Source organism: Modestobacter sp. SYSU DS0904 (assembly GCF_054051115.1).
This window is the reverse complement of the sequence record NZ_JBJHAQ010000001.1, coordinates 230889-256818: the sequence shown is the minus strand read 5'-3', so window position 1 is coordinate 256818 and position 25930 is coordinate 230889. Positions and strand designations below refer to the sequence as shown.

Annotated in this window: 23 protein-coding genes; 6 read left to right on the top strand and 17 right to left on the bottom strand. The window is 75.2% G+C overall.

All coding sequences use genetic code 11. The features are described from left to right. Nucleotides 1-106: 106 nt before the first annotated feature. Genes kamD through kdd form a run of 3 tightly spaced genes read right to left on the bottom strand, consistent with a single transcriptional unit; the run spans nucleotide 107 to nucleotide 4264 of the window. Nucleotides 107-1687, bottom strand: coding sequence for a lysine 5,6-aminomutase subunit alpha (gene kamD / locus ACI79U_RS01175; RefSeq protein ID WP_457071125.1), 1581 nt, complete (start codon nucleotides 1685-1687; stop codon nucleotides 107-109). A 31-nt stretch (nucleotides 1688-1718) separates the two neighbouring features. After that, nucleotides 1719-3233: an amidohydrolase gene (locus ACI79U_RS01170; protein ID WP_457071123.1), complete on the bottom strand. Its 1515-nt coding sequence runs from the start codon at nucleotides 3231-3233 to the stop codon at nucleotides 1719-1721. Continuing rightward, complete coding sequence (kdd, locus tag ACI79U_RS01165) at nucleotides 3230-4264, bottom strand: L-erythro-3,5-diaminohexanoate dehydrogenase (protein ID WP_457071121.1); 1035 nt, start codon at nucleotides 4262-4264, stop codon at nucleotides 3230-3232. The genes ACI79U_RS01170 and kdd overlap by 4 nt, the downstream gene beginning before the upstream one ends. Nucleotides 4265-4382: 118 nt before the next feature. Here kdd and ACI79U_RS01160 point away from each other — a divergent pair, with 118 nt between their 5' ends. The 3 genes from ACI79U_RS01160 to ACI79U_RS01150 all read left to right on the top strand — a co-directional run bounded on the left by ACI79U_RS01160 (nucleotide 4383) and on the right by ACI79U_RS01150 (nucleotide 7822). Continuing rightward, nucleotides 4383-5774 carry a KamA family radical SAM protein gene (locus ACI79U_RS01160; protein ID WP_457071119.1) on the top strand — a complete coding sequence of 464 codons (1392 nt, stop codon included), beginning with the start codon at nucleotides 4383-4385 and terminating at the stop codon, nucleotides 5772-5774. A 94-nt stretch (nucleotides 5775-5868) separates the two neighbouring features. Further along, the gene (locus ACI79U_RS01155; protein WP_457071117.1) at nucleotides 5869-6381 is read left to right on the top strand and encodes a GNAT family N-acetyltransferase; all 513 of its coding nucleotides are present in this window, start codon (nucleotides 5869-5871) and stop codon (nucleotides 6379-6381) included. 7 nt (nucleotides 6382-6388) lie between these two features. Next, on the top strand, nucleotides 6389-7822 hold the full coding sequence (locus ACI79U_RS01150; RefSeq protein ID WP_457071115.1) for a lipase maturation factor family protein: 1434 nt from the start codon (nucleotides 6389-6391) through the stop codon (nucleotides 7820-7822). 6 nt (nucleotides 7823-7828) lie between these two features. Here ACI79U_RS01150 and ACI79U_RS01145 read toward each other — a convergent pair whose 3' ends face one another. Continuing rightward, nucleotides 7829-8695, bottom strand: a complete 867-nt coding sequence (locus ACI79U_RS01145; protein WP_457071113.1) for a lysophospholipid acyltransferase family protein — start codon at nucleotides 8693-8695, stop codon at nucleotides 7829-7831. 38 nt (nucleotides 8696-8733) lie between these two features. Beyond that, the gene (locus ACI79U_RS01140) at nucleotides 8734-9876 is read right to left on the bottom strand and encodes a carboxylate-amine ligase (RefSeq protein WP_457071111.1); all 1143 of its coding nucleotides are present in this window, start codon (nucleotides 9874-9876) and stop codon (nucleotides 8734-8736) included. 177 nt (nucleotides 9877-10053) lie between these two features. Here ACI79U_RS01140 and ACI79U_RS01135 point away from each other — a divergent pair, with 177 nt between their 5' ends. Beyond that, nucleotides 10054-10866, top strand: coding sequence for a hypothetical protein (locus tag ACI79U_RS01135; RefSeq protein ID WP_457071109.1), 813 nt, complete (start codon nucleotides 10054-10056; stop codon nucleotides 10864-10866). Nucleotides 10867-10872: 6 nt separating this feature from the next. On the opposite strand, the gene ACI79U_RS01130 is transcribed toward ACI79U_RS01135, so the two are convergent. The 3 genes from ACI79U_RS01130 to ACI79U_RS01120 are packed head-to-tail and all read right to left on the bottom strand — an operon-like array spanning nucleotide 10873 to nucleotide 14655. Next, entirely contained in the window at nucleotides 10873-13011 is a 2139-nt protein-coding gene (locus ACI79U_RS01130; protein WP_457071107.1) for an intein-containing Rv2578c family radical SAM protein, read from the bottom strand. 50 nt (nucleotides 13012-13061) lie between these two features. Then, a complete protein-coding gene (locus ACI79U_RS01125; RefSeq protein ID WP_457071104.1) occupies nucleotides 13062-13535 on the bottom strand; it encodes an Lrp/AsnC family transcriptional regulator in 474 nt (157 codons plus the stop codon). Then, a complete protein-coding gene (locus ACI79U_RS01120; RefSeq protein ID WP_457071102.1) occupies nucleotides 13510-14655 on the bottom strand; it encodes a M24 family metallopeptidase in 1146 nt (381 codons plus the stop codon). The genes ACI79U_RS01125 and ACI79U_RS01120 overlap by 26 nt, the downstream gene beginning before the upstream one ends. A gap of 75 nt (nucleotides 14656-14730) precedes the next feature. Here ACI79U_RS01120 and ACI79U_RS01115 point away from each other — a divergent pair, with 75 nt between their 5' ends. Next, entirely contained in the window at nucleotides 14731-15648 is a 918-nt protein-coding gene (locus ACI79U_RS01115) for a 5'-3' exonuclease (RefSeq protein WP_457071129.1), read from the top strand. 48 nt (nucleotides 15649-15696) lie between these two features. On the opposite strand, the gene ACI79U_RS01110 is transcribed toward ACI79U_RS01115, so the two are convergent. The 7 genes from ACI79U_RS01110 to ACI79U_RS01080 all read right to left on the bottom strand — a co-directional run bounded on the left by ACI79U_RS01110 (nucleotide 15697) and on the right by ACI79U_RS01080 (nucleotide 22858). Next, complete coding sequence (locus ACI79U_RS01110; RefSeq protein ID WP_457071100.1) at nucleotides 15697-16245, bottom strand: DUF4333 domain-containing protein; 549 nt, start codon at nucleotides 16243-16245, stop codon at nucleotides 15697-15699. A gap of 63 nt (nucleotides 16246-16308) precedes the next feature. Then, nucleotides 16309-19185, bottom strand: a complete 2877-nt coding sequence (locus ACI79U_RS01105; RefSeq protein WP_457071098.1) for a DEAD/DEAH box helicase — start codon at nucleotides 19183-19185, stop codon at nucleotides 16309-16311. Nucleotides 19186-19233: 48 nt separating this feature from the next. Next, nucleotides 19234-20130, bottom strand: a complete 897-nt coding sequence (gene tatC, locus ACI79U_RS01100; protein ID WP_457071096.1) for a twin-arginine translocase subunit TatC — start codon at nucleotides 20128-20130, stop codon at nucleotides 19234-19236. Nucleotides 20131-20223: 93 nt separating this feature from the next. Next, nucleotides 20224-20553: a Sec-independent protein translocase subunit TatA gene (tatA, locus tag ACI79U_RS01095; RefSeq protein WP_457071094.1), complete on the bottom strand. Its 330-nt coding sequence runs from the start codon at nucleotides 20551-20553 to the stop codon at nucleotides 20224-20226. 109 nt (nucleotides 20554-20662) lie between these two features. Continuing rightward, nucleotides 20663-20881: a hypothetical protein gene (locus ACI79U_RS01090; protein WP_457071092.1), complete on the bottom strand. Its 219-nt coding sequence runs from the start codon at nucleotides 20879-20881 to the stop codon at nucleotides 20663-20665. 10 nt (nucleotides 20882-20891) lie between these two features. After that, a complete protein-coding gene (locus tag ACI79U_RS01085; protein ID WP_457071089.1) occupies nucleotides 20892-21884 on the bottom strand; it encodes a helix-turn-helix transcriptional regulator in 993 nt (330 codons plus the stop codon). After that, on the bottom strand, nucleotides 21881-22858 hold the full coding sequence (locus tag ACI79U_RS01080; protein WP_457071087.1) for a helix-turn-helix transcriptional regulator: 978 nt from the start codon (nucleotides 22856-22858) through the stop codon (nucleotides 21881-21883). Before ACI79U_RS01080 ends, ACI79U_RS01085 begins: the two co-directional genes overlap by 4 nt. A gap of 56 nt (nucleotides 22859-22914) precedes the next feature. Between ACI79U_RS01080 and ACI79U_RS01075 the strand changes: the two genes are divergently transcribed. Further along, on the top strand, nucleotides 22915-24033 hold the full coding sequence (locus ACI79U_RS01075; protein WP_457071085.1) for a DUF3866 family protein: 1119 nt from the start codon (nucleotides 22915-22917) through the stop codon (nucleotides 24031-24033). A 12-nt stretch (nucleotides 24034-24045) separates the two neighbouring features. Here ACI79U_RS01075 and ACI79U_RS01070 read toward each other — a convergent pair whose 3' ends face one another. Together ACI79U_RS01070 and ACI79U_RS01065 are read right to left on the bottom strand one after the other, a co-directional pair. Beyond that, nucleotides 24046-24795, bottom strand: coding sequence for an SDR family oxidoreductase (locus ACI79U_RS01070; RefSeq protein ID WP_457071083.1), 750 nt, complete (start codon nucleotides 24793-24795; stop codon nucleotides 24046-24048). Between the two features lie 45 nt (nucleotides 24796-24840). Beyond that, nucleotides 24841-25917: a hypothetical protein gene (locus ACI79U_RS01065; RefSeq protein ID WP_457071081.1), complete on the bottom strand. Its 1077-nt coding sequence runs from the start codon at nucleotides 25915-25917 to the stop codon at nucleotides 24841-24843. Nucleotides 25918-25930: the final 13 nt, after the last annotated feature.

Sequence of the window (25930 nt, the reverse complement as noted above, 5' to 3'; positions counted from 1 at the left end):
CCCCCCCCCCCCCCCCCCCCCCCCCCCCCCCCCCCCCCCCCCCCCCCCCCCCCCCCCCCCCCCCCCCCCCCCCCCCCCCCCCCCCCCCCCCCCCCGCGGTTCGGTCTCAGGCACCGGACACCTCCCGGGTGAGCAGGTCGGTCGCCGGGTCGTAGTGGTCCGCGGCCTTGACGACGACGCCGTCCAGGCCCTTCCCGCCGTCCGGGGACCGCTTGGTGATGCCGAAGGTGCCGTCGGCGATCGCCTGGATCAGCCCCTGCGGGTGCGCGGCGATCCGCTCCAGCAGGTCGACCGCCTCGGTGAGCACGGTGTGCGCGCGGCGGTCGATGAACCCGCCGGGCTGCGGGTGGAAGTCCTCGGCCAGGTTGCCGGCGGCCTCGAGCACGTAGCGCACGTTGCGCAGCGCCAGGTCGCGGTCGGACAGCCACGGGGTGACCACGGCCTCGGTCATCATCCCGACCAGCAGGATGCCCTGGCCGGTCAGCGCCCCGGCCAGGTTGAAGAAGCCGTCGAGCAGGTAGCCGCGGAACACGTCGCCGGTCATGTGCTTGGTCGGCGGCATCCACTTCAGCGGGGCCTCGGGGAACAGCTCCCGGGCCAGCAGCGCGTGCGCCAGCTCCAGCCGGAAGGACTCTGGGACGGCGGGGTCGATCTCGAACGCGTGGCCCAGCCCCAGCTGCCAGTCGGCGAGCCCGGCCTCCTTCGCCAGGGTCTCGTTGAGCAGCTGGCTGACGGTGACGGTGTGCGCCTCGTCGACGGCGTCCGCGGTGGTGAGGTAGTTGTCCTCACCGGTGTTGATGATGATCCCGGCGCGGGCGTGCACCATCCGGCTGAACCGCTGGTCGACGAAGGTGCGGCGCGGGTTGATGTCGCGGAAGAGGATCCCGTACATCGCGTCGTTGAGCATCATGTCCAGCCGTTCCAGCCCGGCCAGCACGGCGATCTCCGGCATGCACAGCCCGGACGCGTAGTTGGTCAGCCGGACGTAGCGGCCCAGCTCGGCGCCGACGTCGTCCAGCGCGGCCCGCATCAGCCGGAAGTTCTCCTGGGTGGCGTACGTGCCGGCGTAGCCGGTGCGGGTGGCGCCCTCGGGCACGTAGTCCAGCAGCGACTGCCCGGTGGAGCGGATGACGGCGATGACGTCGGCGCCGGCCCGGGCGGCCGCCTGGGCCTGAGGGATGTCCTCGTGGATGTCGCCGGTGGCCACGATCAGGTAGATCCACGGTCGGCGGGGCGGGTCGCCGTGGGTGGCCACCAGCTCCTCCCGGCGCGCGCGGTTCGCGTCGATCCGGTCGACCCCGGCACCGACCGCGGCCCGGGCGGCTGCCCGGGCGCGCTCGGCGGCGGCGCCCTCGGGCACGGTGAACCGGGCGGTGCCGGCGCCCACCTGCTCGGCGAGGTCCTGCAGCGTGCCGCCGCAGCCCACCGCGTGCCAGACCGGCAGGGCGACGCCGTGCTCGAGGCCCACCTGGTCGCGGACGGCGTCCACCACCCGGTTCACCCAGGGCACCTCACCCGCGCCCTCCACCGGGTCGGTGCCGGTCAGCCCGGCCAGCCGCAGCACCGCCCGCTCCACGGAGACGGTGGTGTGCGCCGTCGCCAGGTCGACCACCGGTGCGGCCGCCCGCGCGGCCAGTTCCCGCGCCCGCCCGACCAGCCCCGGGTCCAGGGTCAGCTTCCCGGTCACGGGTCCTCGCTCTCCGGATCGACGGCGGCGGTCATGACGGCTCCCCGATCGGGGACCCGGCGACGATCAGCCGGCGGCAGGCCGGACGGGCGCGGCCGGCGAGCACGCCCGACAGGGTCAGTTCGGTCGCCCAAAGCGCCAGGTCCGCCGGTGCGCCGACGGCCAGCGGGCCCTCCGGGTGCTCGGCGCGCGCGGCCACCCAGCCGCCGTGGGTGGCCGCGTCGAAGGCGTCGAAGGGGCGCAGGCCCGAGCCGGGGGTGGTGTGGTCGACCGCGGCGTGGACCCCGCCCCACGGGTCCATCGGCGTCACCGGGGCGTCGCTGCCCAGCGCGACCGGGACGTCGGCGTCGACCAGGTCGGCCAGCGGGTTGGTCGCCACCGCCCGGTCGACCCCCAGCCGCTCGGCGTACATGCCCTCCGGACCGCCCCACAGCGCGTCGAAGGCGGACTGGACGCTGGCCACCATCCCCCAGCGGCGCAGCTGGTCGATCGCGTCGTCGTCGACCATCTCCAGGTGCTCCAGCCGGTGCCGGCAGGCCCGGACGGCGTCGCGGCCGAGCTCGTCGACGACGGCGCCGACGGCGGCGAGCACCTGGGCCACCGCGGCGTCCCCGATCACGTGGAAGCCGGCCTGCACCGACGCCTGCGTGCAGGCGCGCAGGTGCTCGACCAGCTGACCGGTGTCGAAGCGCAGCGCCCCGGCGGTGTCCGGCCGGTCGGTGTAGGGGCGGCTCAACGCGGCGGTGTGCGAGCCGAACGCCCCGTCGCAGAACAGGTCGCCGCCGGCGCCGGCCAGGCCGAGCTCGGTGACGACGTCGAGGCCACCGCGTTCGAACAGCTCGCCCCAGTACCCGCGCACCCGGGGCCCGGGCTGCTCGGCGGCCAGCTGCAGCAGCCCGGTGAGGTCGTCGGCGCCGGAGACCTCCGGTCCGGCCATCTCGTGCACCGTGCCGATGCCCAGCGCCACGGCGGCGTCCAGGGTGGCGCGCTGGGCGGTGCGCCGCTGCACCGGGTCGACCGAGCCGTAGGCGAGCTGCCGCGCGGCGTGGTGCGCGTCCAGCCGCAGCCGGCCGTCGGCGGAGAAGCCGGGGAGCTCGGTGATCCGAGGGAGGCGGTCGAGCAGCGCGGTGGAGACCGTCGCCGAGTGGACGTCGATCCGCGCGAGGTAGGCCGGCCGGTCGCCCACCACGAGGTCGAGGTCGTGCCGGGTCAGGCCGCGCCCCTCCGGCCACGCGGTCTCGTCCCAGCCGGTGCCGAGCACGACGCCGGTGGGCACCGCGGCGGCGTGCTCGGCGACCCGGGCCAGCGCCGACCGCAGGCTGTCGGCGCCGGCCAGGTCCAGCCCGGTGAGCGCCAGACCGGTGGCGGTGGCGTGCACGTGGGCGTCGACGAACGCCGGGGTGAGCAGCGCCCCCTCGGCGTCGAGCACCCGGTCGGCCGCGGGCGCGTCGGCCGCGTCGCCCAGCCAGGCGATCCGGCCGTCGACGACGTGCACCGCCCGGCCGGCGCGGTCGCCCACGGTGACCCCGGTGACGATCAGGCTCACCGCACCACCCGCGGGTCGATCAGCGCCCGGACCCCCGGCGTCCGCCGGTACAGGTCCATCGCCAGGGCCGCGTGCCCCGGCGTGTAGCCGTTGCCCACCAGCATCGTCACGTCTGCCGCCATCCCCTCAGCTCCCAGGGCCGCCGCCGAGAAGGACGTGGCCATGGAGAAGAAGACCACGGTGCCGCCGTCGGCCGTCGTGAGGACCGCCCCGTGCTCGGCGCCGGGGGCGTCGACGCAGACGACGGTGACGTCGACCGGCTCCCCCACCGCGGCCGCCACCGCCAGCGGGTCGGTGGCGTCGGCGACGACCACCTCGTCAGCCAGCCCGGCCGCGCGCAGCGCCGCGGCCTCGGCACCGTCCCGGACGACGCCGACCAGGCGGCCGGCGCGGGCGTCGCGGGCCGCGGCCAGGCTCAGGCAGCCGGACTTGCCGGCCGCACCCAGGACGGCGACCGAGGGGCGGTGCCCGGCGCGGTGCACGACCCGCTCGGTGGCCGCGGGCGCCCCGCAGACGTCCAGCACCGCCAGCGCGACCTGCTCCGGCAGGTCGTCGGGCAGGACGGCGGCGATGGAGCGGGCGAAGAGGATCGCCGTCCCGGCGGCCGGCACCTGCTCGCTGCGCCCGTCCCAGCGGGCCAGCCCGTCGGTGATCCGCAGCGGGGTCAGCGTGAGCGAGACCAGCGTCGCCACCGGGTCGCCGGGCAGCAGGCCCAGCGGTGAGCGCGGGCCGACCTCCTCGACGACGCCGACCAGCATCCCGCCCGAGCCGGTGACCGGGTTGTGCATCTTCCCGCGGCGCTCGACGACACCGAGGACCGCCGCCCGGACGGCGTCCCCGTTCCCGCCGTGCGCCTCGGTCAGCTGGCGGAACGAGGCGGCATCGAGGTTGAGCCGGGAGACCGCGATGCGCACCTCGTCGGGGCCGACGCGCGGGTCGGGGTCGAGCCGGGTGGCCGCCTGCGGCAGCACGCCGGGCGGGTCGACGACCCGGTGCACCCCCAGAGCACGGTGCAGCGACTCGATCCCCACCGGTGCACATCCCTTCGCTCATCGGCGCTGACTGATGGAGAACTTAGCGCGAATCGACCGGTGGACCGTAGGAAATCCCGTAGGGTCGCTGGACGAGTCACCAGAGGGTCACCACGGCGTGGCCACGGAGGAGGGAGCAGCGGTGCTGGAACAGCCCTACGAGTACCTCGCCCGGGAGCTCGTCGAGCCGGACTGGCGCCGGCTGCCCGGCTTCGCCGACGTGACCGCGGCCGAGTGGCGCAGCGCCCAGTGGCAGCGCGCGCACTGCGTGAAGAACGTGCGGCAGCTCCGCGCCGTCTACGGGGACCTGCTCGACGAGTCCTTCTATGGCGACGTCGAGGCCGACCAGGCCGGCCGGGCGACCATGTCGCTGCTGCTCCCGCCGCAGATGCTCAACACCATCGCCCCGGACGCCGTCCCGACCACCGCCGCCGTGCTCGCCGACCCGGTGCGCCGGTACATGCTCCCGGTGGCCTCCGACCGGCTGCCGGGCGAGCAGGGCAGCCACCCGCACGCCGCCCGGGACTCGCTGCACGAGCACGAGATGTGGGCCGTCGAGGGGCTCACCCACCGCTACCCCACCAAGGTGCTCGCCGAGCTGCTGCCCACCTGCCCGCAGTACTGCGGCCACTGCACCCGGATGGACCTGGTCGGCAACTCCACCCCGGCGGTGGCCAAGCTCAAGTTCGACCTCAAGCCGGTCGACCGGCACGGGGAGATGCTCGCCTACCTGCGCCGCACCCCCGGCGTGCGCGACGTCGTCGTGTCCGGTGGGGACGTGGCGAACCTGCCGTTCCGGAACCTGGAGGCGTTCGTCGCCGGGCTGCTGGAGATCGAGTCGGTGCGCGACGTCCGGCTGGCGTCCAAGGCGCTGATGGGGCTGCCGCAGCACTGGCTGCAGGACGACGTGGTCGCCGGGATGACCCGGCTGGCCATGACCGCCCGGGAGCGCGGCGTGGCGCTCGCGGTGCACACCCACGTGAACGCCGCCCAGTCGGTCACCCCGCTGGTCGCCGAGGCGACCCGGGCCCTGCTGGCCGCCGGGGTGCGCGACGTCCGCAACCAGGGCGTGCTGCTGGCCGGGGTCAACGACACCGCCGGGCAGCTGCTGGACCTGTGCTTCGCGCTGCTCGACGGCGCCGGCATCACGCCCTACTACTTCTACATGTGCGACATGATCCCCAGCGCCGAGCACTGGCGGATCTCCCTCGCACACGCCCAGACGCTGCAGCACGACCTGATGGGCTACCTGCCCGGCTTCGCCACCCCGCGGATCGTCTGCGACGTGCCCTACGTCGGCAAGCGCTGGGTGCACCAGGTCGCCGAGTACGACCGCGAGCGCGGCATCAGCTGGTGGACGAAGAACTACCGCACCGGCATCGAGCGCGCCGACGCCGACGCGCTGGACCGCCGGCACGTCTACTACGACCCGCTGCACACCCTGCCGGCGTCCGGGCGGGCCTGGTGGGCCGAGCAGGGCGCCGGCGCCCTCTCCCCCGTGGGCTGCTGACGGGCCCCGCCGCCACCACTCGCAGGCTCGCGGCGGGACCCTGCTGCGGGGCCGGAGGGGTTTCCGGCCGGCACCACGGCGGTAGCCAGGACCGGTGGAGCTGCTGTGCACGGACCGGTTGCGCCTGCGCGCCTGGACGACGGACGAGGCCGACCTCGCCCGGCTGGCCGACCTGTACCGCCGCGACGAGGTGACCCGCTGGCTCGGCGGCCCGCCCACGGTGCCGCCGGCGGACCTGGTGGCGCGCTGGGAGCTGGTGCACCAGCTGGACGACCGGCACGGGTGCTGGGCGATCGAGCCCCGCGACGGCGGCCCGGTCGCCGGCACCGTGCTGCTCAAGCCGCTGCCCAACGGGGTCGGCGAGGTGGAGGTCGGCTGGCACCTGCACCCGGACAGCTGGGGGTCCGGCTACGCCACCGAGGCCGCCCGCGCCGTCATCGACCGGGCGTTCAGCGAGGGGCTGGTCGAGGTGTACGCCGTGGTCCGGCCGGACAACACCCGCTCCCTGGCCGTCTGCGGCCGGCTCGGCATGGAGCCGCTGGGCCGCACCCGCCGCTGGTACGGCACCGAGGTCGAGGCGTTCCGGCTCAGCGCGCCGGACGGGTGAGCGACCGGTGGAGTGGTTCAGCGACCCCGACGCCTGGCTCAGCCGCCTGGTCGTCACCCGGGGCGTGGCGGTGGTCTACCTGCTCGCGTTCGTCGCGGCGCTGCGGCAGGGGCCTGCGCTGCTGGGCACCGACGGGCTGACCCCGGTCCCCCGGTTCCTCCGGCACTCCTCCTTCCGCCGGGCGCCGAGCCTGTTCCACTGGCGCTGGTCCGACCGGCTGTTCGCCGGGGTCTGCTGGACCGGGATCGCGCTGTCGCTCGCCGTGCTGGTCGGCCTGGCCGACCGGCTGCCGGTGGCCGGCTGGATGGCGCTGTGGCTGACCCTCTGGGCGCTCTACCTGTCGATCGTCAACGTGGGTCAGATCTGGTACGGCTTCGGCTGGGAGACCCTGCTGCTGGAGACCGGCTTCCTGATGGTCTTCCTGGGCCCGGCGCACGTCGCGCCGCCCACGCTGGCGCTGTGGCTGGTGGCGTGGCTGCTGTTCCGGGTGGAGTTCGGCGCCGGGTTGATCAAGCTCCGTGGCGATCGCTGCTGGCGGGACCTGACCTGCCTGGACTTCCACCACGAGACCCAGCCGATGCCCGGCCCGCTGAGCTGGTGGTTCCACCGGCTCCCGCCGCGGCTGCACCGGGTGGAGACGCTGGCCAACCACGTGACCCAGCTGGTGGTCGTGTTCGGGCTGCTGGCTCCCCAGCCGGTCGCCGGCATCGCCGCGCTGGTCGTCGTGGTCACCCAGGGCTACCTGGTGATCAGCGGCAACTTCGCCTGGCTCAACTGGCTGACCCTGGTGCTCGCACTCGCGCTGATCGACGGCAGCTGGTACGCCGCCGTGCTGCCGGTCGACCCGCCCGCGCAGCTGAGCTCCCCCACCTGGTTCACCGGCGTCTCGCTGGGCCTGGCGGTGCTGGTCGCCGTGCTCAGCGTCGCGCCGGTGCGCAACCTGCTGTCCCGCCAGCAGCGGATGAACACCAGCTTCGACCCGCTGCGGCTGGTCAACAGCTACGGCGCCTTCGGGTCGGTCACCCGGGTGCGCCGGGAGCTGGTGGTCGAGGCGACCGACGGCCGGGGACCGGACGCCGTCTGGCGGGAGTACGAGTTCCGCGGCAAGCCCGGTGACCCCCGCCGTCGTCCGCCGCAGGTGGCGCCGTACCACCTGCGGCTGGACTGGCTGATGTGGTTCGTCGCCCTCTCCCCCGCCTACGGCCGCAGCTGGCTGACCGCGTTCCTGGGCAAGCTGCTGGACGCCGACCCGGCCACGCTGCGGCTGCTCCGTTCCGCCCCGTTCGGCGACCGCCCGCCGGCCGCCGTCCGGGTGTCGCTGTACCGCTACCGGTTCACCACCCGCGAGGAGCGGCGGGAGTCCGGTGCCTTCTGGCACCGCAGCTACGAGCGCGAGCTCGTGCCGCCGCGCACCCGCGAGGAGCTCGGGCCGGTGCGCTGAGAGGGCTCAGCGGCCGCGGCGGGCCAGCCGCCGCCGCAGGCGCGCCACCGGGTGCGGTGCCTTCGGCGTGACCCGGTGGCCAGCGGCGTGCCCGGTGGCCAGCGCCGTGGCCTGCTCCGGGGTCGGTGCGGAGCCGCCGAGGTGGGCCGGCAGCCACCAGCGGTCGTCGTCGCCGGCCGGCTGGTCGGGGTAGCTGCGCTGGGCCTCGGCCAGCAGCTCCTCCATCGCCGCCCGGGTGCGCCGCAGCAGCACCTGCGCCTTCTCCCCCGGCCCGGGGACGATCGGCTCGCCGACGATCACCGTCACCGCCACCCCGCGCTTGAGCACCACCGGGTGTCCCTTGGTGGCGATCCGCTGCCCGCCCCACACGGCGGCGGGCAGGATCGGCACCCCGGCGTCCAGGGCCATCCGTGCGGCGCCGGCCTTGAGGTCCTTCACGGTGAACGAGCTGCTGATCGTCGCCTCGGGGAAGACGCCGACGACCTGCCCGTCCTTCAGCGCGCGCACCGCGGAGTCGAAGGCCGCGGCGCCGGCCTTCCGGTCCACCGGGATGTGCTGCATCGCCCGCATGAACGGCCCGGCGAACCAGTGCCCGAAGACCGAGACCTTCGCCATGAACCGGACCAGGCGGTGCTGCGGCAGCGCGACCAGACCCAGGAAGGTGAAGTCGAGGTAGCTCACGTGGTTGCTGCACACGATCGCGCCACCGGAGGTGGGCACGTGCTCGCTCCCCCGCACGTCGAAGCGGAAGCCGAAGAGCCGGAACACGACGAGCGCCATCCGGATGACGAACCGGTAGGGCCGGTCACGCGGGTCCGGGCGGGGCCCGAAGAGGTCGCGACGGACGACGTCGCCCCAGCTGGCCGTGTGCATGAGCGGACCCTAACCAACGGTCCCGGAGGTCGGCCCGGTCACCTGACGTGGGTGGCCGCGACCGCTTCCCGGACGACGGCGGCCAGGTCGCCGGTCTCGGCGAGCACCGTCCGCTGCAGCCGGGCGCCGGTGCCACGCCCACGCAGCTCGGCCAGGCCGTCCTCGACCCGCTCGAGGTCCCCGGCGTCGGCGAGCGCCGGGCGGACGTGCGCCAGCAGTGCGTCGAGCACCTCACCGGCCGGCGCCGGGCGGCCCGAGCGGGGGTTGACGAGGACGTCGTCCAGGCCGGAACGCCCGGCCCGCCAGGCGGCGACGCGGACCAGCTCGGTGGGGACGGCCGGGGCGGGCAGCCCGGCCCGCCACTCACGAGCGGCGGTCTCCACCAGGGCCCGGACCAGCCCGGCGTGCAGGACGGCGTCGGCGACCCGCAGCACCACGTCGGCGACACGGATCTCCACCGTGGGCCAGGAGGCCGACAGCCGGGCGTCGAAGTAGACCATCCCCTCGTCCAGCACCGTGCCCGTCGCGGTGAGGTCGGCGATCAGCCGGTGGTAGGCCTCCGGGCTGCCGAACCGCTCGGTGGGGCCGGCGGAGGGCCAGCGGTTCCAGACCTGGGAGCGGAAGCTCGCGTAGCCGGTGTCCCGGCCGCTCCAGAACGGGGAGTTGCTGGTCAGCGCGGTGAGCACGGGCAGCCAGACGCGGATCCGGTCGAGGACGGCGACGCCCTCCTCGTCGTTCTCCACGGAGACGTGCACGTGGCAACCGCAGGTCAGCACCTCCTCGGCGGTGAGCCCGAACGTCTCCGCCATCCGGGCGTACCGCCGTCCCGGGGTGGCGACCGGCCGCACCGGCACCGGCGAGGTGGCCAGGGCCGCCACGCGCGCGCCCACCGATCCGGCGGCGGCATCGGCCCGGGACCGCCACCAGATCAGCTCGGCGGTCACCTCGTCGAGGTCCCGGCAGACCCGGGTGCCCAGCTCGATCTGCTGTTCCTTCAGCTCGGGCACCAGGTGCGCCTCGGGTGCGCCGCCGTCCTCCCCCAGTTCGGCGCGGTCGTGCTCTGCGACGGTCTCCCCTTCCCCGTGCCGCGCCGCAGCTTCCAGCGCTTCGGGGCCCAGCGGCACGGGGGTGCCCGACTCGGAGACGACCAACAGTTCTTCCTCGACCCCCACTGTGCGCACGTCGCCATGATCACCGGGGCGGTGTTTCTCGGTGGCTCCGGGGTGTCGCTGCTGCGGCGCCCGAAGGGTGCCGTGATGCTGTCTTTGGCAGGTGACCACAGAATTTTTTTGCGACGCTGTTGGGGATAACGGTAGTATCGGTTCATGTCCGGTCGGTGGCAGCCTCCGCTGCCGCACATGCCCGTCCCCCCGTCGGAGACCGCCTGGCGCCGGCTGGCGGCACCGCGGGGGTACGAGACGCAGTGGCGCCGGCTGGTCGAGGCCGCGCTGGAACTCGACCTGGGACCGGACGACCTCGCCGCCGGGGGGCTCGATGAGCTCGCCGCTGCACGCGGCTGGAAGCCGGCGACGGTCACCCTCTACAGCAAGGTCGCCCGCTACGGCGGGCTGGACCTGCCACTCCCCCACACCCCGGAACCGGACCCCCCGGTGCTGGACCTGCGGCCGCTCACCGAGATCCGCAGCGACCAGCCCGAGCACCTGCGCACGGTGGCGTGGTGTGCGCTGGCCCTGCAGTGGCCGGCGACGGTGGGTCAGTTCCGGTCACTGCGCCGTGACCAGGTCGACGTGTCCGGCCGGGGGCTCCGGATCAGCACCGACGACGGCGACTGGACCGTCCGCGGCGCCACGCAGGCGTGGACGGCGTGGGAGGCGACCCGGGACCGCTTCCCGGCGCTGGCCGCGAGCCCCTGGGTGCTGCCGGCGCTCCGCCGCGGACCGGGGGTCGACAGCCGGATCGGTGGGCGGCTGTCCACCCAGGCGCTGCAGACGACGTTCGCCAAGCACGCGGCCAACACCGGGCGTCACCTGCAGGCCACCGCCCTGCCCCGGCACCGCCCAGCGGCCGATGCCCTGGCCGTGGTCTACCTGACCCTCTCCTACGACTCCTACCGCCGGCTCGCCCTGGCGGCCGGCGCCCCGCCGGTCGCACCCCGCGGCACCGTGCGGGCGCTGCGGAGCGTGCACCGGACGGGGCGGCTGGCCGGCTGACCCGGCTCAGCAGAGGGCCAGCTGTTCGGGCTCCCCGGCCGCCTTCCGGACCTCGTTCCCGGACCGGCTGGGCAGGCTGCCAGCGGGGAAGCCGGCCGACTCGTCGCCGGGCAGCCCGGTGGCCGAGCCGGTGTCCACCCCGCGGGCGGTGCCGCCGCTCTGCCGGTCCAGGCCGTACCGCGTGAGCAGGGGTGCGACCCGGCCGGCCAGCCAGGACCGGTAGTCGGCGGGGACGTAGGCACCCCGGCCGTACAGCTTCCGGTAGCGCGGCACCAGAGTGGGGTGCTCCCGGGACAGCCAGGCGGTGAACCACTCCCGGGCACCGGGGCGCAGGTGCAGCGGCAGCACGGTGACCCCGGTGGCGCCGGCCTCGGCGATCGCCGCGATCGCGGCCTCCAGGTGGTCGAGCCGGTCGGTGAGCCCGGGCAGCACCGGGGCGAGGAACACCCCGCACGGCAGGCCGGCGTCGGTGATCGCCCGGACCAGGTCCAGCCGCGCCCGCGGCGTGGGGACGCCCGGCTCCAGCGCCTGGTGCAGGTCGTCGTCCCAGATCGCGACGGAGACGCCCATGCCGATCGGCACGTCCCGCGCGGCGGTGGCCAGCAGCGGGACGTCGCGGCGGGCGAGCGTGCCCTTGGTGAGGATCGAGAACGGCGTGCCCGAGCCGGCGAGCGCGGTGATGACGCCGGGCATCAGCCGGTAGCGCCCCTCGGCCCGCTGGTACGGGTCGGTGTTGGTGCCCAGCGCGACGTGCTCCCGCTGCCAGGACGGGCGGGCCAGCTCCCGGCGCAGCACGTCGGCGATGTTGGTCTTGACCACGATCTGCTGGTCGAAGTCGGCGCCGGAGTCCAGCTCCAGCCACTCGTGCGTGCCGCGGGCGAAGCAGTTGTGGCTCACCACGCCATTGGCGATGAAGTCCCCAGTGCCTGTCGTGATGTCGTACATGGGCACCTCGAGACCGAGGCCCTCGATCCCGGTGACCCGGAGGTCTGCCGTGGACTTGATCGCGGTTCCCTGCACCTGGCACTTGCGCCGGATGGCCGGATCGACGAGGTGGATGAAACGGAGGTGCTCACCCAGCCCGCCGCGCAGGCGCACCGTCCGTACCCGGTTCGCCAGTCCGGGATCCTCCACGACGCTGTCGAAGTCCAGGGCGGCGAATGCGCCCATCGTCTGGTGGAGCATCTCGTCGTCGGCGTTGCTGATCCGGAGGACGTGCTGGCTCCGGTGACCTTCGGCGTCGAAGATGCCGGCCAGGAAGCCACGTCGCCAGGAGTCGCTGGGGTCGGTCGGCCACTGGACCAGCTGCTCGATCCGGGCGACCGACGCGGCTGAGGACGTCCGGATCGCACTCATCGCTCGACGAGTGCCGGTGGCGGAGGAGAACTCGAACCAGTCGGTACGAATGCCCTCGGCTGTCAGGAACTGCTGCGCACGGTGCAGGCCCTCGACATCCGCCAACGCCAGTCGAAAACGATGGACGTCGCCGTGATCACGGCCGGCTCGTGCATACCGGTACGACTTGAGGTGGCCGTCGCCGCGGACCATGCCGGCGAGGTAGCCCCGCCGATAGTCCACGCAAGCCGCCGCCGTCGGGGCCGTCCGGCCGAAACCCAGCAGGGAGTCATCGAGGGTGAGGTGAGGGCGTTGCTCGCCGCGGCACCCGGACTCCCGGACGTGCTTCCATCCGCGGCCGGTGAGGAAGCGGTGATCGGCGCTGGCGACGATCGACGTGCCGTCCGCCAGGGACACCCGGTGGGCGGGCTTCACCGTCGACCAGTGCGCGAGCACCTCGGTCTCGACGTAGTGGCGGTAGCCGCCTCGCTTCTCGGTACCGATGACCCGGTCACCGACGCGGAGATCGGCGATCCGCATGTGGCGACCGTCCGCCATCAGCACATCGGTGTCCGCACCCAGGCAGTACACGCACGCATGGGAGCAGCCCCGGTAGGGGTTGACGGTGTGGCCGAACGGCATCGCCGAGCCCGCCGGGACGGCGTTCAACGCGCTCTTGGCCCGCACCTCGTGGAAGGTCAGCCCGGGGAACTCCGGCACCTGCACCCGGCGGAGCAGCCCGCGCACCGTGGGCAGCCCGGGGAGCGTCGTCGGCTCGTCGAGGTCGAGCTTCTGGGCATCCCACCGCATGCCGCCCATCCGAACACACGTTCGAAGTGGTGTCCAGAGGCGGCGCCGCCCTAGATCGGCGGGCGGTCCTCGTAGGCGGTGGAGAGCACCACCGTCGTCCGGGTGGTGACGTTCGCGGCGGCCCGGATCTCCTGCAGCAGCGCCTCCAGCGCGTCGGGCGAGGCGACCCGCACCTTGAGGATGTAGCTCTCCACCCCGGCGACCGAGTGGCACTCCTCGATCGCGCTCAGGTGCGCCAGCCGGGACGGGGCGTCGTCGGGCTGGGCCGCCTCGATCGGGGTGATCGACACGAAGGCGGTCAGCGGCAGGCCGAGCAGCTTCGCGTCCAGGTGCGCGCCGTAGCCGGTGATCAGCCCGCGCTGCTCCAGCCGCCGCACCCGCTGGTGCACCGCGGAGACCGACAGCCCGACCCGGTCGGCGAGGTCGGTGTAGCTGGCCCGCCCGTCGCGGGCCAGCGCCGACAGCAGCGCCCGGTCGACGTCCGGCGCCGCGCCGGGGTCAGCCGGGGAGTTCGACGAGCTCACGGGGACCCTCGTTCAGCGTGCGGACGCCGTCGTCGGTGCAGACGACGATGTCCTCGATCCGGGCGCCGCAGCGCCCGGCCAGGTAGATGCCGGGCTCGACGGAGAACGCCATGCCCGGCTCCAGCGGCAGGTCGTTGCCGGCGACGACGTAGGGCGCCTCGTGGGTGTCCAGCCCGATGCCGTGCCCGGTGCGGTGGATGAAGTGCTCGCCCCAGCCCGCCTCGGTGATCACGTCCCGGGCCACGGCGTCGATCTGCTCGCAGGTCACGCCCGGGCGCACCGCCGCCGTCGCCGCCTCCTGCGCACGCTGCAGGACGGCGTACCACTCGGCCGTCTCGGCGTCCGCCGAGCCACCCACCACGTAGGTGCGGGTGCAGTCCGAGCGGTAGCCGGTCGCGGTCTCCCCGCCGATGTCGACCACCACCAGGTCACCGGCCCGCACGACCCGGTCGGAGAGCTCGTGGTGCGGGCTGGCCCCGTTGGGCCCGGAGCCGACGATGGTGAAGTCGACCCCGACGTGCCCCTCGGCCAGGATCGCGGCGGCGATGTCGGCGCCCACCGCGGCCTCGGTGCGCCCGACCCGCAGCCACTCCCCCATCCGGGCGTGCACCCGGTCGATCGCGGCACCGGCCAGCGCCAGCTCCTCCACCTCGGCCGGGGTCTTGACCATCCGCAGCCGGTCGACCACCGGGGCGGCGAGCTCCAGCGTCGAGCCGGACAGCGCCCGCTGGATGCCCAGCGCATGCTCGGCCCAGGTGCGGTTGCCCACCGCCACCCGCTGCGGGGCGGACCCGAGCCGGGCGGTGACGGCGTCGGCCAGCCGGGTGAACGGGTCGTCGGTCTCGTCCCAGGCCAGCACCTCCAGGCCGAGCGCACCGGCCGGGGAGGCCGCCACCATCGGCGCCTCCAGCCGCGGGACGACCAGCAGCGGCTCACCCCGGCGGGGCACGGCCAGCGCGGTCAGCCGCTCCATGGCGTGCGCGTCGTAGCCGCAGAGGTAGCGCAGGTCCGACCCGGGGGTGACCACGACGACGTCGACACCGACCTCGTCGGCGACCGCGCGGGCAGCGCGCACCCGGTCGATGGACACCAGCGGGGAGGAGGGCACGGATCCGGACACCACGGCAGACTAACCACGGCCACCGACGTGGTCCGCCGTCGTCACCAGGCCGTTACCGTCGCGCGCGTGACGACGATGCTGCTGGACGCCGCCAGCCTCTACTTCCGCGCGTTCTACGGCGTCCCCACCTCGGTGACCTCCTCGGACGGCCGCCCGGTCAACGCGGTGCGCGGGTTCCTGGACATGACCGCCCGGCTGGTGGTGGCGCACCGGCCGCAGCGGCTGGTCGCCTGCTGGGACGACGACTGGCGGCCGGCGTTCCGGGTGGCCGCCGTCCCGTCGTACAAGGCCCACCGGGTGACCCCCGCGGGCGGGGAGGAGACCCCCGACGAACTGGCCCCGCAGGTGCCGGTGCTGGTGGAGGTGCTCGCGGCCGCCGGGCTGGCCCGGGTGGGCGCACCCGGGTACGAGGCGGACGACGTCATCGGCACCCTGGCCACCCGCGCCCGCGGCCCGGTCGACGTGGTCACCGGCGACCGCGACCTGTTCCAGCTGGTCGACGACGCACGCGAGGTGCGGGTGCTCTACACCAACCGCGGCATCACCGACCTGGAGTTCGTCGACGAGGCGGCGGTCGCGGCGAAGTACGGCATCCCCGGGCGTGCCTACGCGGACTTCGCGGTGCTGCGCGGCGACCCCAGCGACGGGCTGCCCGGCGTCGCCGGGGTGGGGGCGAAGACCGCGGCCACGCTGATCAACGAGTTCGGCTCGCTCGCCGGGATCCGGGCGGCGGCCGCCCGCACCGTCGTCCCGAAGGCGCCGCTGACCAAGGGGGTGCTGGCGAAGCTCGCCGCCTCCGCGGACTACCTGGACGCCGCACCCGCGGTGGTCGCCGTCGTCACCTCGATCGACCTGCCGCCGGTCTCCGGGGAGCTGCCGGCCCGCCCGGCCGACCCCGGGGGCCTCGCGGCGCTGGCCGAGCGGCACGGGCTGGAGTCCTCGGTCCGCCGGCTGGGCGCAGCGCTGGGCTGGCCGGCCGACGCGCTGGGCTGACCCCCGTCACTCGACCGGCCTCACTCGTCGGACCTCACTCGTCGGACCTCACTCGTCGGACCAGGTGTAGGCGCCGTCGGCGCCGGTGACCTCGATCGTCACGGTCACCTGGTCGCCGTCGCCGGTGGTGCCCTCGCACCGGTAGCTGCTGCCCTCATCGACCGGCATCGGCTCCGTGCAGCGCAGCGCCAGCGGCACGCCGCGGAGCTCCTCGTACTGCCCGGCGACGTCCTGCTCCACCGCGTCCGGGTCCAGCCGGGTCGAGCCGAATCCGGGCGTCAGCAGCAGCACCAGCGCGAGCGCGGCGACGGCGAGCACCGCGAGCCCGACGCCGGGCCCGCGGCGCGCGCGGCGGGGCGGCACCCGCGGGGCGCCCCAGCCGGGCGGCGGTCCGTAGCCCGGCTGCCCGTACGGGGGCTGTCCGTACGGGGGCTGGCCGGGGCTCCCCGGCGGGCCGTACCGGGGTGGCCCCCACGGCGGCGGCACCTGCGGCGGCTGCCCCGACGGCGGGCCCCAGCCGCCCTGCCCACCCCAGCCGGACGCCGGCGGCCGCGGCTGCTGGCCGGGGTCGGGCGGGCCCTGCGGGGGCTGGCTCATCGTGGCTCCTCCGTCGAGGGGGCGGGCGGCTGCGATTGTGTCCCACCCCGGAGCGGCGGGCGGTCAGCCGGTGACGGCGACCGCGACCACCCCGCGCCGCACCCGGCCGACGGCGGCCCGGGCCACCCCGGCCAGCGGCTCGTCGGCGACCTTGGCCAGCTGGTCGAGCAGGTCGATCAGCTGGCGGGCCCAGCGGACGAAGTCCCCGCCGGAGAGCTCGGTGCCGGCCTGCTCGGCGCCGGCGAGCACCCGGTCCAGGGACTGCCCGTCGGCCCAGCGGTAGGCGGCCCAGACGAAGCCCAGGTCCAGGTCGCGGGTCACCGGCACGCCGTGCTCGGTCTCCACGTCGAACAGCCGGGCGCGCACCCGGCGCATCTCGGCCAGGGAGGCGGCGACCTTGCCGGCCGGGACGGAGGGGGTGGCCGGGCTCTCCCGCCGCGCCTCGAACACCAGCGCCGAGACGCAGGCGGCGAGCTCGGCGGGGGCCAGGCCGCGGAACGCCCCGGCGCGGAGGCACTCGGCGGTGAGCAGGTCGGTCTCGGTCCACAGCCGGGCCAGCCGCCGTCCGTCGTCGGTCACCCGCTCCGGGGTCTCGCTCGCGACCGGGCCCTCGACCGTGCCCTCGACCGTGCCCTCGACCGGGCCCTCGACCGGCGCGGTCTCGGGCACCAGGTAGCCGAGCTCGGTGAGGACGTCGCAGGTGCGGTCGAACTGGCGGATCAGCGAGCCGGTGCGCTCGGCCATCTGCCGGCGCAGCCGCTCGGCGTCGCGCAGTTCACGCAGCCAGCGGTCGGCGGCGCGCGCCCGCTCCTCCCGGTCGGGCAGCCCGTGCACCGGGTGCGCGCGCAGCGCGTGCCGCAGGTCGGCGAGCACCGGGTCGTCGTCGGCGGCCGAACGGCCCTTGGTCCGCCGTGCGCCCAGCGCGTTCTCCGCGCGGGCGTTGCGCAGCGTTGAGGCGAGGTCGCGGCGGGCGTGCGGGCTGCGGTGGTTGAAGTTCTTCGGCACCTTCACCCGGGCCAGCGCGCTGACCGGGCTGGGGAAGTCGACCGCGGCGAGCCGGCCGGCCCAGCGGTCCTCGGTGAGCACCAGGGGCCGCGGGTCGGTGAGCTCGGTGATGCCCGGGTCGAGCACCACGGCCAGGCCCTGGCGGCGTCCCGACGGCACCCGGATGACGTCGCCGGGGCGCAGCGCCTCCAGCGACTCCGCGGCCGCGAGCCGCCGGCGGGCCTGGGTGTCGCGGGACAGCGCCTTCTCCCGCTCGGCGATCTCCAGCCGCAGCTTGGCGTACCCCGCGACGTCCAGCGCGGCGTTGGTGAGCCCACCGCGCATCTCCCGCTCCAGCTGGGCGGCGGTCTCCTCGTGCCGGGCCGCCGAGCGGGCCAGCCCGACCACCGACCGGTCGGCCTGGAACTGGGCGAAGGAGGAGCCGAGCAGCTCCCGGGCCCGTTCCCGGCCCAGCGTGCCGACCAGGTTGACCGCCATGTTGTAGCTGGGCCGGAACGAGGACTTGAGCGGGTAGGTGCGGGTGCTGGCCAGGCCGGCGACGGCCGCCGGGTCGACCCCGGGCGCCCAGACGACGACCGCGTGGCCCTCGATGTCGATGCCCCGCCGTCCGGCCCGGCCGGTGAGCTGGGTGTACTCCCCCGGGGTGACGTCGACGTGCGCCTCGCCGTTCCACTTCACCAACCGCTCCAGGACGACGGTGCGCGCGGGCATGTTGATGCCCAGCGCGAGGGTCTCGGTGGCGAACACCGCCTTCACCAGGCCTCGGACGAAGCACTCCTCGACGGTCTCCTTGAACGCCGGGACCAGCCCGGCGTGGTGCGCGGCGAACCCGGCCAGCAGCCCCTCGCGCCACTCCCAGAAGCCGAGGACGTGCAGGTCCTCCTCCGGCAGCGACCCGGTGCGCCGGTCGATCACCTCGGCGATCGCGGCCCGCTCGGTCTCGTCGGTCAGCCGCATCCCCGAGCCCAGGCACTGGTGGACGGCGGCGTCGCAGCCGTTGCGGCTGAACACGAAGGTGATCGCCGGCAGCAGACCTGAGCGGTCCAGCCGCTCGACGACGTCCGGTCGCGACGGTGGCCGGAAGCGCGGCTTGTGGCTGAACCCGCCCCGGGAGCCGCCCCCACCACCGGACCAGCTGTCGAAACGCCGCTCCTGCTCGTGCACGAAGCGGACCAGCTCCGGATCGACCACGGCCCGGCCCCGCTCCCGGGTCGACTGCCCGCGCGGGGTCTGCTCCCACTCCGCCGCGTGCGCGGCCGGGCGCAGCGCGAACAGGTCGAAGACCCGCCCGCCCACGAGCATGTGCTGCCACAGCGGCACCGGCCGCACCTCGCTGACCACCACCGCGGTGTCCCCGCGGACGCTGACCAACCAGTCGGCGAACTCCTCGGCGTTGCTCACCGTCGCCGACAGCGACACCAGCCGGACGTGCTCGGGGAGGTGGATGATCACCTCCTCCCACACCGCGCCGCGGAACCGGTCGGCGAGGTAGTGCACCTCGTCCATCACCACGTATCCGAGGTCGGTGAGCGCCGGGGAGTCGACGTAGAGCATGTTGCGCAGCACCTCGGTGGTCATCACCACGATCGGAGCGTCGCCGTTGATGGCGTTGTCGCCGGTCAGCAGGCCCACCCGCGTGGACCCGTACCGGTCGACGAGGTCGTTGTACTTCTGGTTCGACAGCGCCTTGATCGGCGTCGTGTAGAAGGCCTTGCGGCCCTCCTGCAGCGCCTTGTGGACGGCGAACTCCCCCACCACCGTCTTGCCGGCGCCGGTGGGCGCGCAGACCAGCACGCCGGAGCCGCGCTCGAGCGCCTCGCAGGCCTCCACCTGGAACGGGTCGAGGCTGAAGCCGAGCTCGGCGGTGAACTCCGACAGGGTGGGGTGCGCGTTACGTCGGCGCGCAGCCGCGTACCGCTCAGCCGGGCTGGACATGTCCCCACAGTAGGTACCCGCCTGCCCCGCTGCAGGAGCGCCGGCGGGTCAGCGGCGTTCGACCGGGTCCGGTTCGTCCAACGGGCTCGGGGTGGTGTCCAGGCCGCTGGGGGTGGTGTCGAGCGCCGACGGACCGCCGACGAGCGGTGAGGCCTCGTCGTCGTCGAGCCCGGCCAGGCCCGCGGCGGCCGCCTTCTTCGCCCGCCGCCGGTCGACGAAGCGGGCGATCTGGATGGCCAGTTCGAACAGCACGATCATCGGCCCGGCCATCAGGAGCATGGTGAACGGGTCCTGGGTGGGGGTGATGAACGCGGCGAAGACGATGGTGAGGAAGAAGATCCAGCGCCGGCCCTTGGCCAGCGTCTGGTGGCTGAGGACGCCCACCAGGTTCAGCGCCACCGCGAACAGCGGCACCTCGAAGCTCACCCCGAAGGCGACCAGCAGCGAGAGCACGAACCCGATGTAGTCATGCGCGGTCAGCCAGACGACCGTGCCGCTGCCGGCCAGGCCCAGCAGCAGCTCCAGGCCCTTGGACAGCGAGATGTAGGCCAGCGCGGCGCCGAGGGCGAACAGCGTCGAGGAGACGGCGACGAAGCCGACGCCGTAGGCCTTCTCGTTCTTCTTCAGCCCCGGGGTGACGAAGGCCCACAGCTGGTAGAGCCAGAACGGCGCCGAGAACACCGCCCCGCACAGGAAGCTCACCTTGAGCCGGATGAAGACACCGCTGAGCACGTCGGTGATCAGCAGCTGGCAGTCCTGCCCGTCGTCGGCGAGCCGCAGCTCCGGTGGCAGGAGGTCCGGCGGGAGGCCGCAGTAGGGGGCACGGATGAACTCGCCCAGCCCGTGCTCGTACCACCAGAACGCGATCGCGGTGCCGACCAGCAGGGCCAGCAGCGCCTTGGCGATCCGGTTGCGCAGCTCGCGGAGGTGGCCGATCAGGGACATCGTCGCCGCGGCGTCCCGAGGGGGACGCCGCGGGCGGCGGTCACGCGTTCGCCCTGCCAGGGTCACGGGCGGGTGCTCCGGGGGTGCGGTGGATCAGCGACCGTCGGCGGCAGCCGACGCGCGGGCCTGCTCGGCGCGGGCGCGCGCCTCGGCGGCCCGGGCCTCGGCGGCGCGGAGCTCCGCCTCGTAGTCGACGGCGGCGGGGGTGACCGTCGTGGGGGTGACGATCTCGCCCCGGACCGGAGCGGTCTTGGCCTCGTCCTTGGTGCGAACGTCGTCGTCCTTCATGCCCTTCATCTCGCTCTTGAAGATGCGCATCGAGCGCCCCATCGAGCGGGAGGCATCCGGCAGCTTCTTGTAGCCGAAGAGCAGCAGGACGGCCAGGATGATCAGGCCGATCTCCATCGGGCCGAGTCCGCCCATGATTTCCTCCGAGTGGTCGTGGTGGCGGCGACTCTACGCCCGGGAGAGGGCTGCGCAGGGTCGGGCCGAGGGTGTGCAACCGCCGTCCACCAGTTGTTCAGCCTGTCGTTCAGCGAGGCGTCGGCGCCGGGTCCGGTGTGCCGGCGGCGCGCTGGGCGGCGGCCCGGTCGAGGGTGGCCTGCACCTCGGCGAGGACGGGCCGGACCTCGCCGTCCAGGCGGCGCAGCTCGCGGGTGAGCCGGCCCATCGCCCCGAACAGGCTGTAGGCGAGGCTGCCGAGCACCACGACGGCCAGCACGGCGACGACGATCCAGACGACCAGCAACACGGGGACGACCCTAGCCGGACCGGTGCGCGCTGTCGCCGGCGTCCGGGTAGCGGGCCAGCGCGGCCCGGGCCTCGGCGGCCACCTGACCGGCCAGCCCGGCCGGCTCGTCCACGGTGGCGGCGCCACCGAGGGAGGCGACCAGGCGCCGGGCCCAGCCCAGGTCCGACGTCCGCACCGCGATCGCCAGCCCTCCGGGTGGGTCGTCGACCTCGGCCTGCTCCTCCACCGGGTAGTAGTCGGCCACCCAGCGGGCGGCGCGGGCCAGCCGGAGGCGGACCAGCGGTTCCTCGCCGCTGGGCTGGTAGAGGCCGGACGCCAGGTCGCGCTCCTGCGCCTGCGGCGGCGGGGCGGCCGGGGAGTCGAGCACGGTGACGTCGTCCATCCGGTCGAGCCGGAACAGCCGCACGCCCTCGACGTTGCGGCACCAGGCCTCGAGGTACCAGTGGCCGTCGACCAGCAGCAGCCGCATGGGGTCGACGACCCGGTCGGTGCGCTGGTCGCGGCTGGGCACGTAGTAGTGCAGGTGCAGGGCGCGCCGGTGCTCCAGCCCCTGCCGGACGACGGCGAGGGACTCCTCCCCCGCGCCCACGCTGACCGCCACCGGTGCGGCGACCTCGGCGGGCTGCCCCGCGGCGGTGGCGATCTTGGCCAGCGCGCGGCTGACCGCCTCACCCTCGGCCAGTCCGGGGAGCTCGAGCAGCGTCCGCAGCGCCACGATCAGCGCGACCGCCTCGTCGGTGGTCAGCCGGAGCGGGCGCACCATGCCGGCGGTGAAGGTGACCCGCACCCGGTCGCCCTCGAACGCCAGGTCGATCAGGTCACCGGGGCCGTGGCCGGGCAGCCCGCAGACCCAGAGCAGGTCCAGGTCGCGGCGCAGCTGGGCCTCGGGGACGCCGAAGTCGGCGGCGGCGTCGGCCAGCCGCACGCCGTCCGGGCGGGACTGCAGGTAGGGCACCAGGGCCAGCAGGCGGGTCATCCGCTCGGCGGTGCTCGGCGCGGTCATGCCCGCTCCGCCAGCGCGGCCAGCCGGGTGAGGCGCTCGACGACGGCCTCGCGCATCCGGGGTGGGGACTCGACGAGCACGTCGGCACCGTAGGCGGCCAGCTGGTCGGCGAGCGCCCACGGCTCGGTCGTGCGCAGCTCCAGCCGGTCGTCCCCGTCGTCGCCGGTACCCAGCACCGTCGCGTGCCGGCGCAGGCCGATCGCCGTCCCCGGGCGGGCCCGGACCACCACGACCTGCTCCTCGCGGCGCTCGGAGCCGGCCACCACCGACGCCAGGTCGAGGTCGGCCGGCGGGGCGAAGGCCCCGGGCGGGCCGCTGGCCCTCGGGGTGCCGACGACGCGGGACAGCCGGAAGACCCGCGGGGCCTGCCGGTCCAGGTCGTGGCCCACCAGGTACCAGCGGCCGTGCCACGCCACGACGCCCCACGGCTGCACCCGGCGGCGGGCCGGGCGCTGCTCGTCGGGACGCCGGTAGTCGAAGGTGAGGACCCGGCGGTCGCGGGCCGCGGCGTAGCAGGGTTCGAACGAGGGCTCGCCGGCGTCCAGCCGCGGCTGGATCGGCAGCACCCGGCCCGGGTCGACGTCCACCCCGGCGGCCCGCAGCTTCACCAGCGCGCTCTGCGCGGCGCCGGCCAGCTGCGCGGACTGCCACAGCCGCAGGGCCAGGCCCACCGCGGCGGCCTCCTCGCCGGTCAGGGTGAGCTCGGGCAGCTCGTAGTCGGCGCGGGCGATCCGGTAGCCGTCCTCGGTGTCGAAGGCGCTGGTGCGGCCGGTCTCCAGCGGGACGCCGATCTCGCGCAGCTCGGCCTTGTCCCGCTCGAACATCCGCTTGAAGGCCTCGTCGGCGCGGGCGGTGCCGTCGTCGGGCTCGTAGCCGGGCACCGTGTCCCGGATCCTGGCCGCCGAGACGTACTGCCGGGTACCGAGCAGGGCGATGACCAGGTTCACCAGTCGTTCCGCCCGCTTGGCTGCCACGGGCACAGGTTACGGCTCCGGCTGCCCCCGGCCCGACCGCTGGTTAGCCTGCGACGGTGACGACTCCCTCCTCCCCTGCCCCGGCCTCCCGGATCCGCTGGCGCCGCGGGCGGGTCACCGAGCTGGGCCGCGCCTGGCGCGACGCGCAGGAGATGACCGTCAAGGTGTTCGACGACGGCGCGATCCGCGCACTGGCCCACCCCTCGCTCGTGGGCACGCCCGAGGTCGGTGACGAGGTGCTGCTGAACACCACGGCCTGGGCGCAGAAGCTGGGCACCGGCGGGTACGCGCTCGTCGTGGCGGTGCCCGACCGGCTGCCGGCCGACCCCACCGGCCCCGGCCACCTGGTCAAGGGGCGGTACACCCCGCTGCAGGTCACGGTGCAGGGGGTCGACGAGCAGGAGACCGAGCACCACGAGGCCATCGCCGCGGCCGAGGACCTCGGGGGCATGCCCGTGGTCGTGGCCGACCTGCACTCGGCGCTGCCCGCGGTGCTCGCCGGGGTGCACGTCACCGACCCGGCGCTGCGGGTGGCCTACGTGATGACCGACGGCGGGGCGCTGCCCGCCGCGTTCTCCCGGACGCTGGACGCCCTGGGTCCGTCGCTGGCCGGGGTGGTCACCGTGGGGCAGGCGTTCGGCGGTGACCTGGAGGCGGTGACCGTGCACACCGGGCTGCTCGCCGCGCGGCACGTGCTGCACGCCGACGTCACCGTGGTGGCGCAGGGCCCGGGCAACCTGGGCACGGGGACGCCGTGGGGCTTCTCCGGGGTCGCCGCCGGGGAGGCGTGCAACGCGGTGCACGTGCTGGGCGGGCAGACCATCGGGGCGCTGCGGATCTCCGACGCCGACCCGCGGCCCCGCCACCGCGGCGTGTCCCACCACTCGCTGACCGCCTTCGGGCGGGTGGCGATGGGCGGGGTGACCCTGGTGGCGCCGCGCGGCATCGGGTCGGAGCTGGGTGCCCAGGTCGAGGAGGACCTGGCCGGGCAGCCCGAGCGCAACGTGATCGAGTGGGTGGACACCGAGGGGCTCGACGACGCGCTGGCCGGCTCGCCGGTGACCCTGTCCACGATGGGCCGGAGCGTCGCCGAGGACCGCGCGTACTTCCTCGCCGCGGCCGCCGCCGGCCGGTTCGCCGCGCAGCTGGCCCTGTTCGGCGCCCCGCCGGACTGACCGCGGCCCCGGTCACCGCCAGCGGCGGAAGCCGCCTTCGGCGTCGATCGTCTGGCCGGTGACGGAGCGGGCGTCCGGGCCCGTCAGCCAGGTGACGACGGCGGCGGCCTCGGCCGGGGTGTTCCACCGGCCCCGGGGCATCGACCGGGCCACCTCGTCGGCGAGCGCCGGGCCGGCCCAGCCGGTGTCGGTCGGTCCCGGGTTGACGCAGTTGACGGTGATCTCGCGGTCAGCGAGCTCGTCGGCCAGCGACAGGGTCATCTGCTGGACCGCACCCTTGCTCACCGCGTAGGGCAGCTCGTCGGCCATGGGGCCGCGGTGCTGACCCGAGGTGAACAGCACCGCGGAGCCGGGTCCCGCTGAAGGCTGGTGCTGCGCGGCGAACGCCTGGACCAGCAGCAGCGTCGCCCGGGTGTTCACCGCAAAGAACAGGTCGAGCTCGGCGGCGGTCACGTCGGCCAGCCGGCCCTCGGCGCTGCGGGCGTGGTTGGCCACCAGCGTGCTCAGCGGCCCCACCGCCTCCCGGGCGGCCTCGACCAGTGCGGCGGGGGCGGCCGGGTCGGCGAGGTCGGCGGCGAGGTGCGGCGGATCGCCCAGCTCGGCCAGGACGGCGGTCAGGTCGTCGGCGCCCCAGGGCTGGCCGGCGTCGTGCGGCGACCAGGAGGAGACGACGACCCGGTCCCCGCGGTCGAGCAGCCGGCGGGCGATGGCGAACCCGATGCCGGCGCGGCGGCCGACCCCGGTGACGAGTGCGGTGGACACCCGGGCAGTCTGCGCAGTCCGGGCCGGCCTGGCCACCGGGTTCGGTCAGGCCGGCGTCCAGCGCGGCGGCTCGTCGTCCCGCCGCCGCCAGTTCACCTGCTCCCCCAGCTCGAACAGGTCGGTGAGCCACCAGGTGGCGTCCGGGTCCCACCCGGCGAGCACCGTCCAGCCGGGCGCGCCCGCCCGGTCCACCGGGAGCGCCCGGCCGGCGGTCGAGAGGTACCCGTCGACCGTCAGGTGCACGGCCTCGAACTCCCCGGCGACGGCGGACCAGTCCGGGATCAGCAAGGGGCCGACCGCGCCGGTGGCCCGCCACCAGTCGTGCCGCCGGGAGGCGGTGACGTCGAGGGGGTGGCGCCGGACCAGGTCGACCCAGTCCTGCGGTCCGGTGATCTCCAGGACCCGGGCCCAGTCCGGCACGGGCACCGGCCAGGTGGCGGCCGTCTCCCAGCTCAACTCGTCCTCGACCAGCAGCAGCCGGGTGGCGGCCGGCCGGGGTGCCGCGGTGCGGCCGGGCAGCACCCCGATGGTGACGACCAGCCCGGCCAGCACCGGCGTCGACCACCACTCGCCGGACCAGTTCGCGTGCGGGTCGGCCGGCCGGTCCTGCGCGGCCCGGTGCTCGGCCGCCAGGGTCTCCGCCCGCCAGCGGGCCAGCGCGGGCCGCGTGCCGGTGAGCTGCGGCGCGTTGTCCGCCGGCTCGAAGAGCACGGTGTGCTGGGTGGCGGTGGCGAGCGGCTCGGCCCACCACCGGGCCGCTGGTGCCCCGGCGACGGCCTCGGCCACCGGGCGCAGCTGGGCTGCCAGGTCCGCGTCGCCCAGCAGGGCGTCGTCGTCGGCGGGCTCCTGCCAGTACCGGGCGGAGTCGACGGCCGCGAGCAGCGCCGGGACGAACGCAGCCGGATCGGCCGTCCCGGCCAGCGCCGCGAGGTCCGCCGCGGCCACGGCGGCGGCGAGCGACCGGCGGGCGTCGTCCCGGTCGTACCGCGCGACCGGGTGCCCGGCGGGCTCCGTGGTCCAGATCAGTTCCGGCCAGCGGGGAGCGGCGGGCCCGAGCACGAGCTGGAGGCACAGCTGCCGGCCGCGCGGGCCGGCGAGCAGCGCCTCGGCGCGATCGGTCACCGCGGCGCTCTGC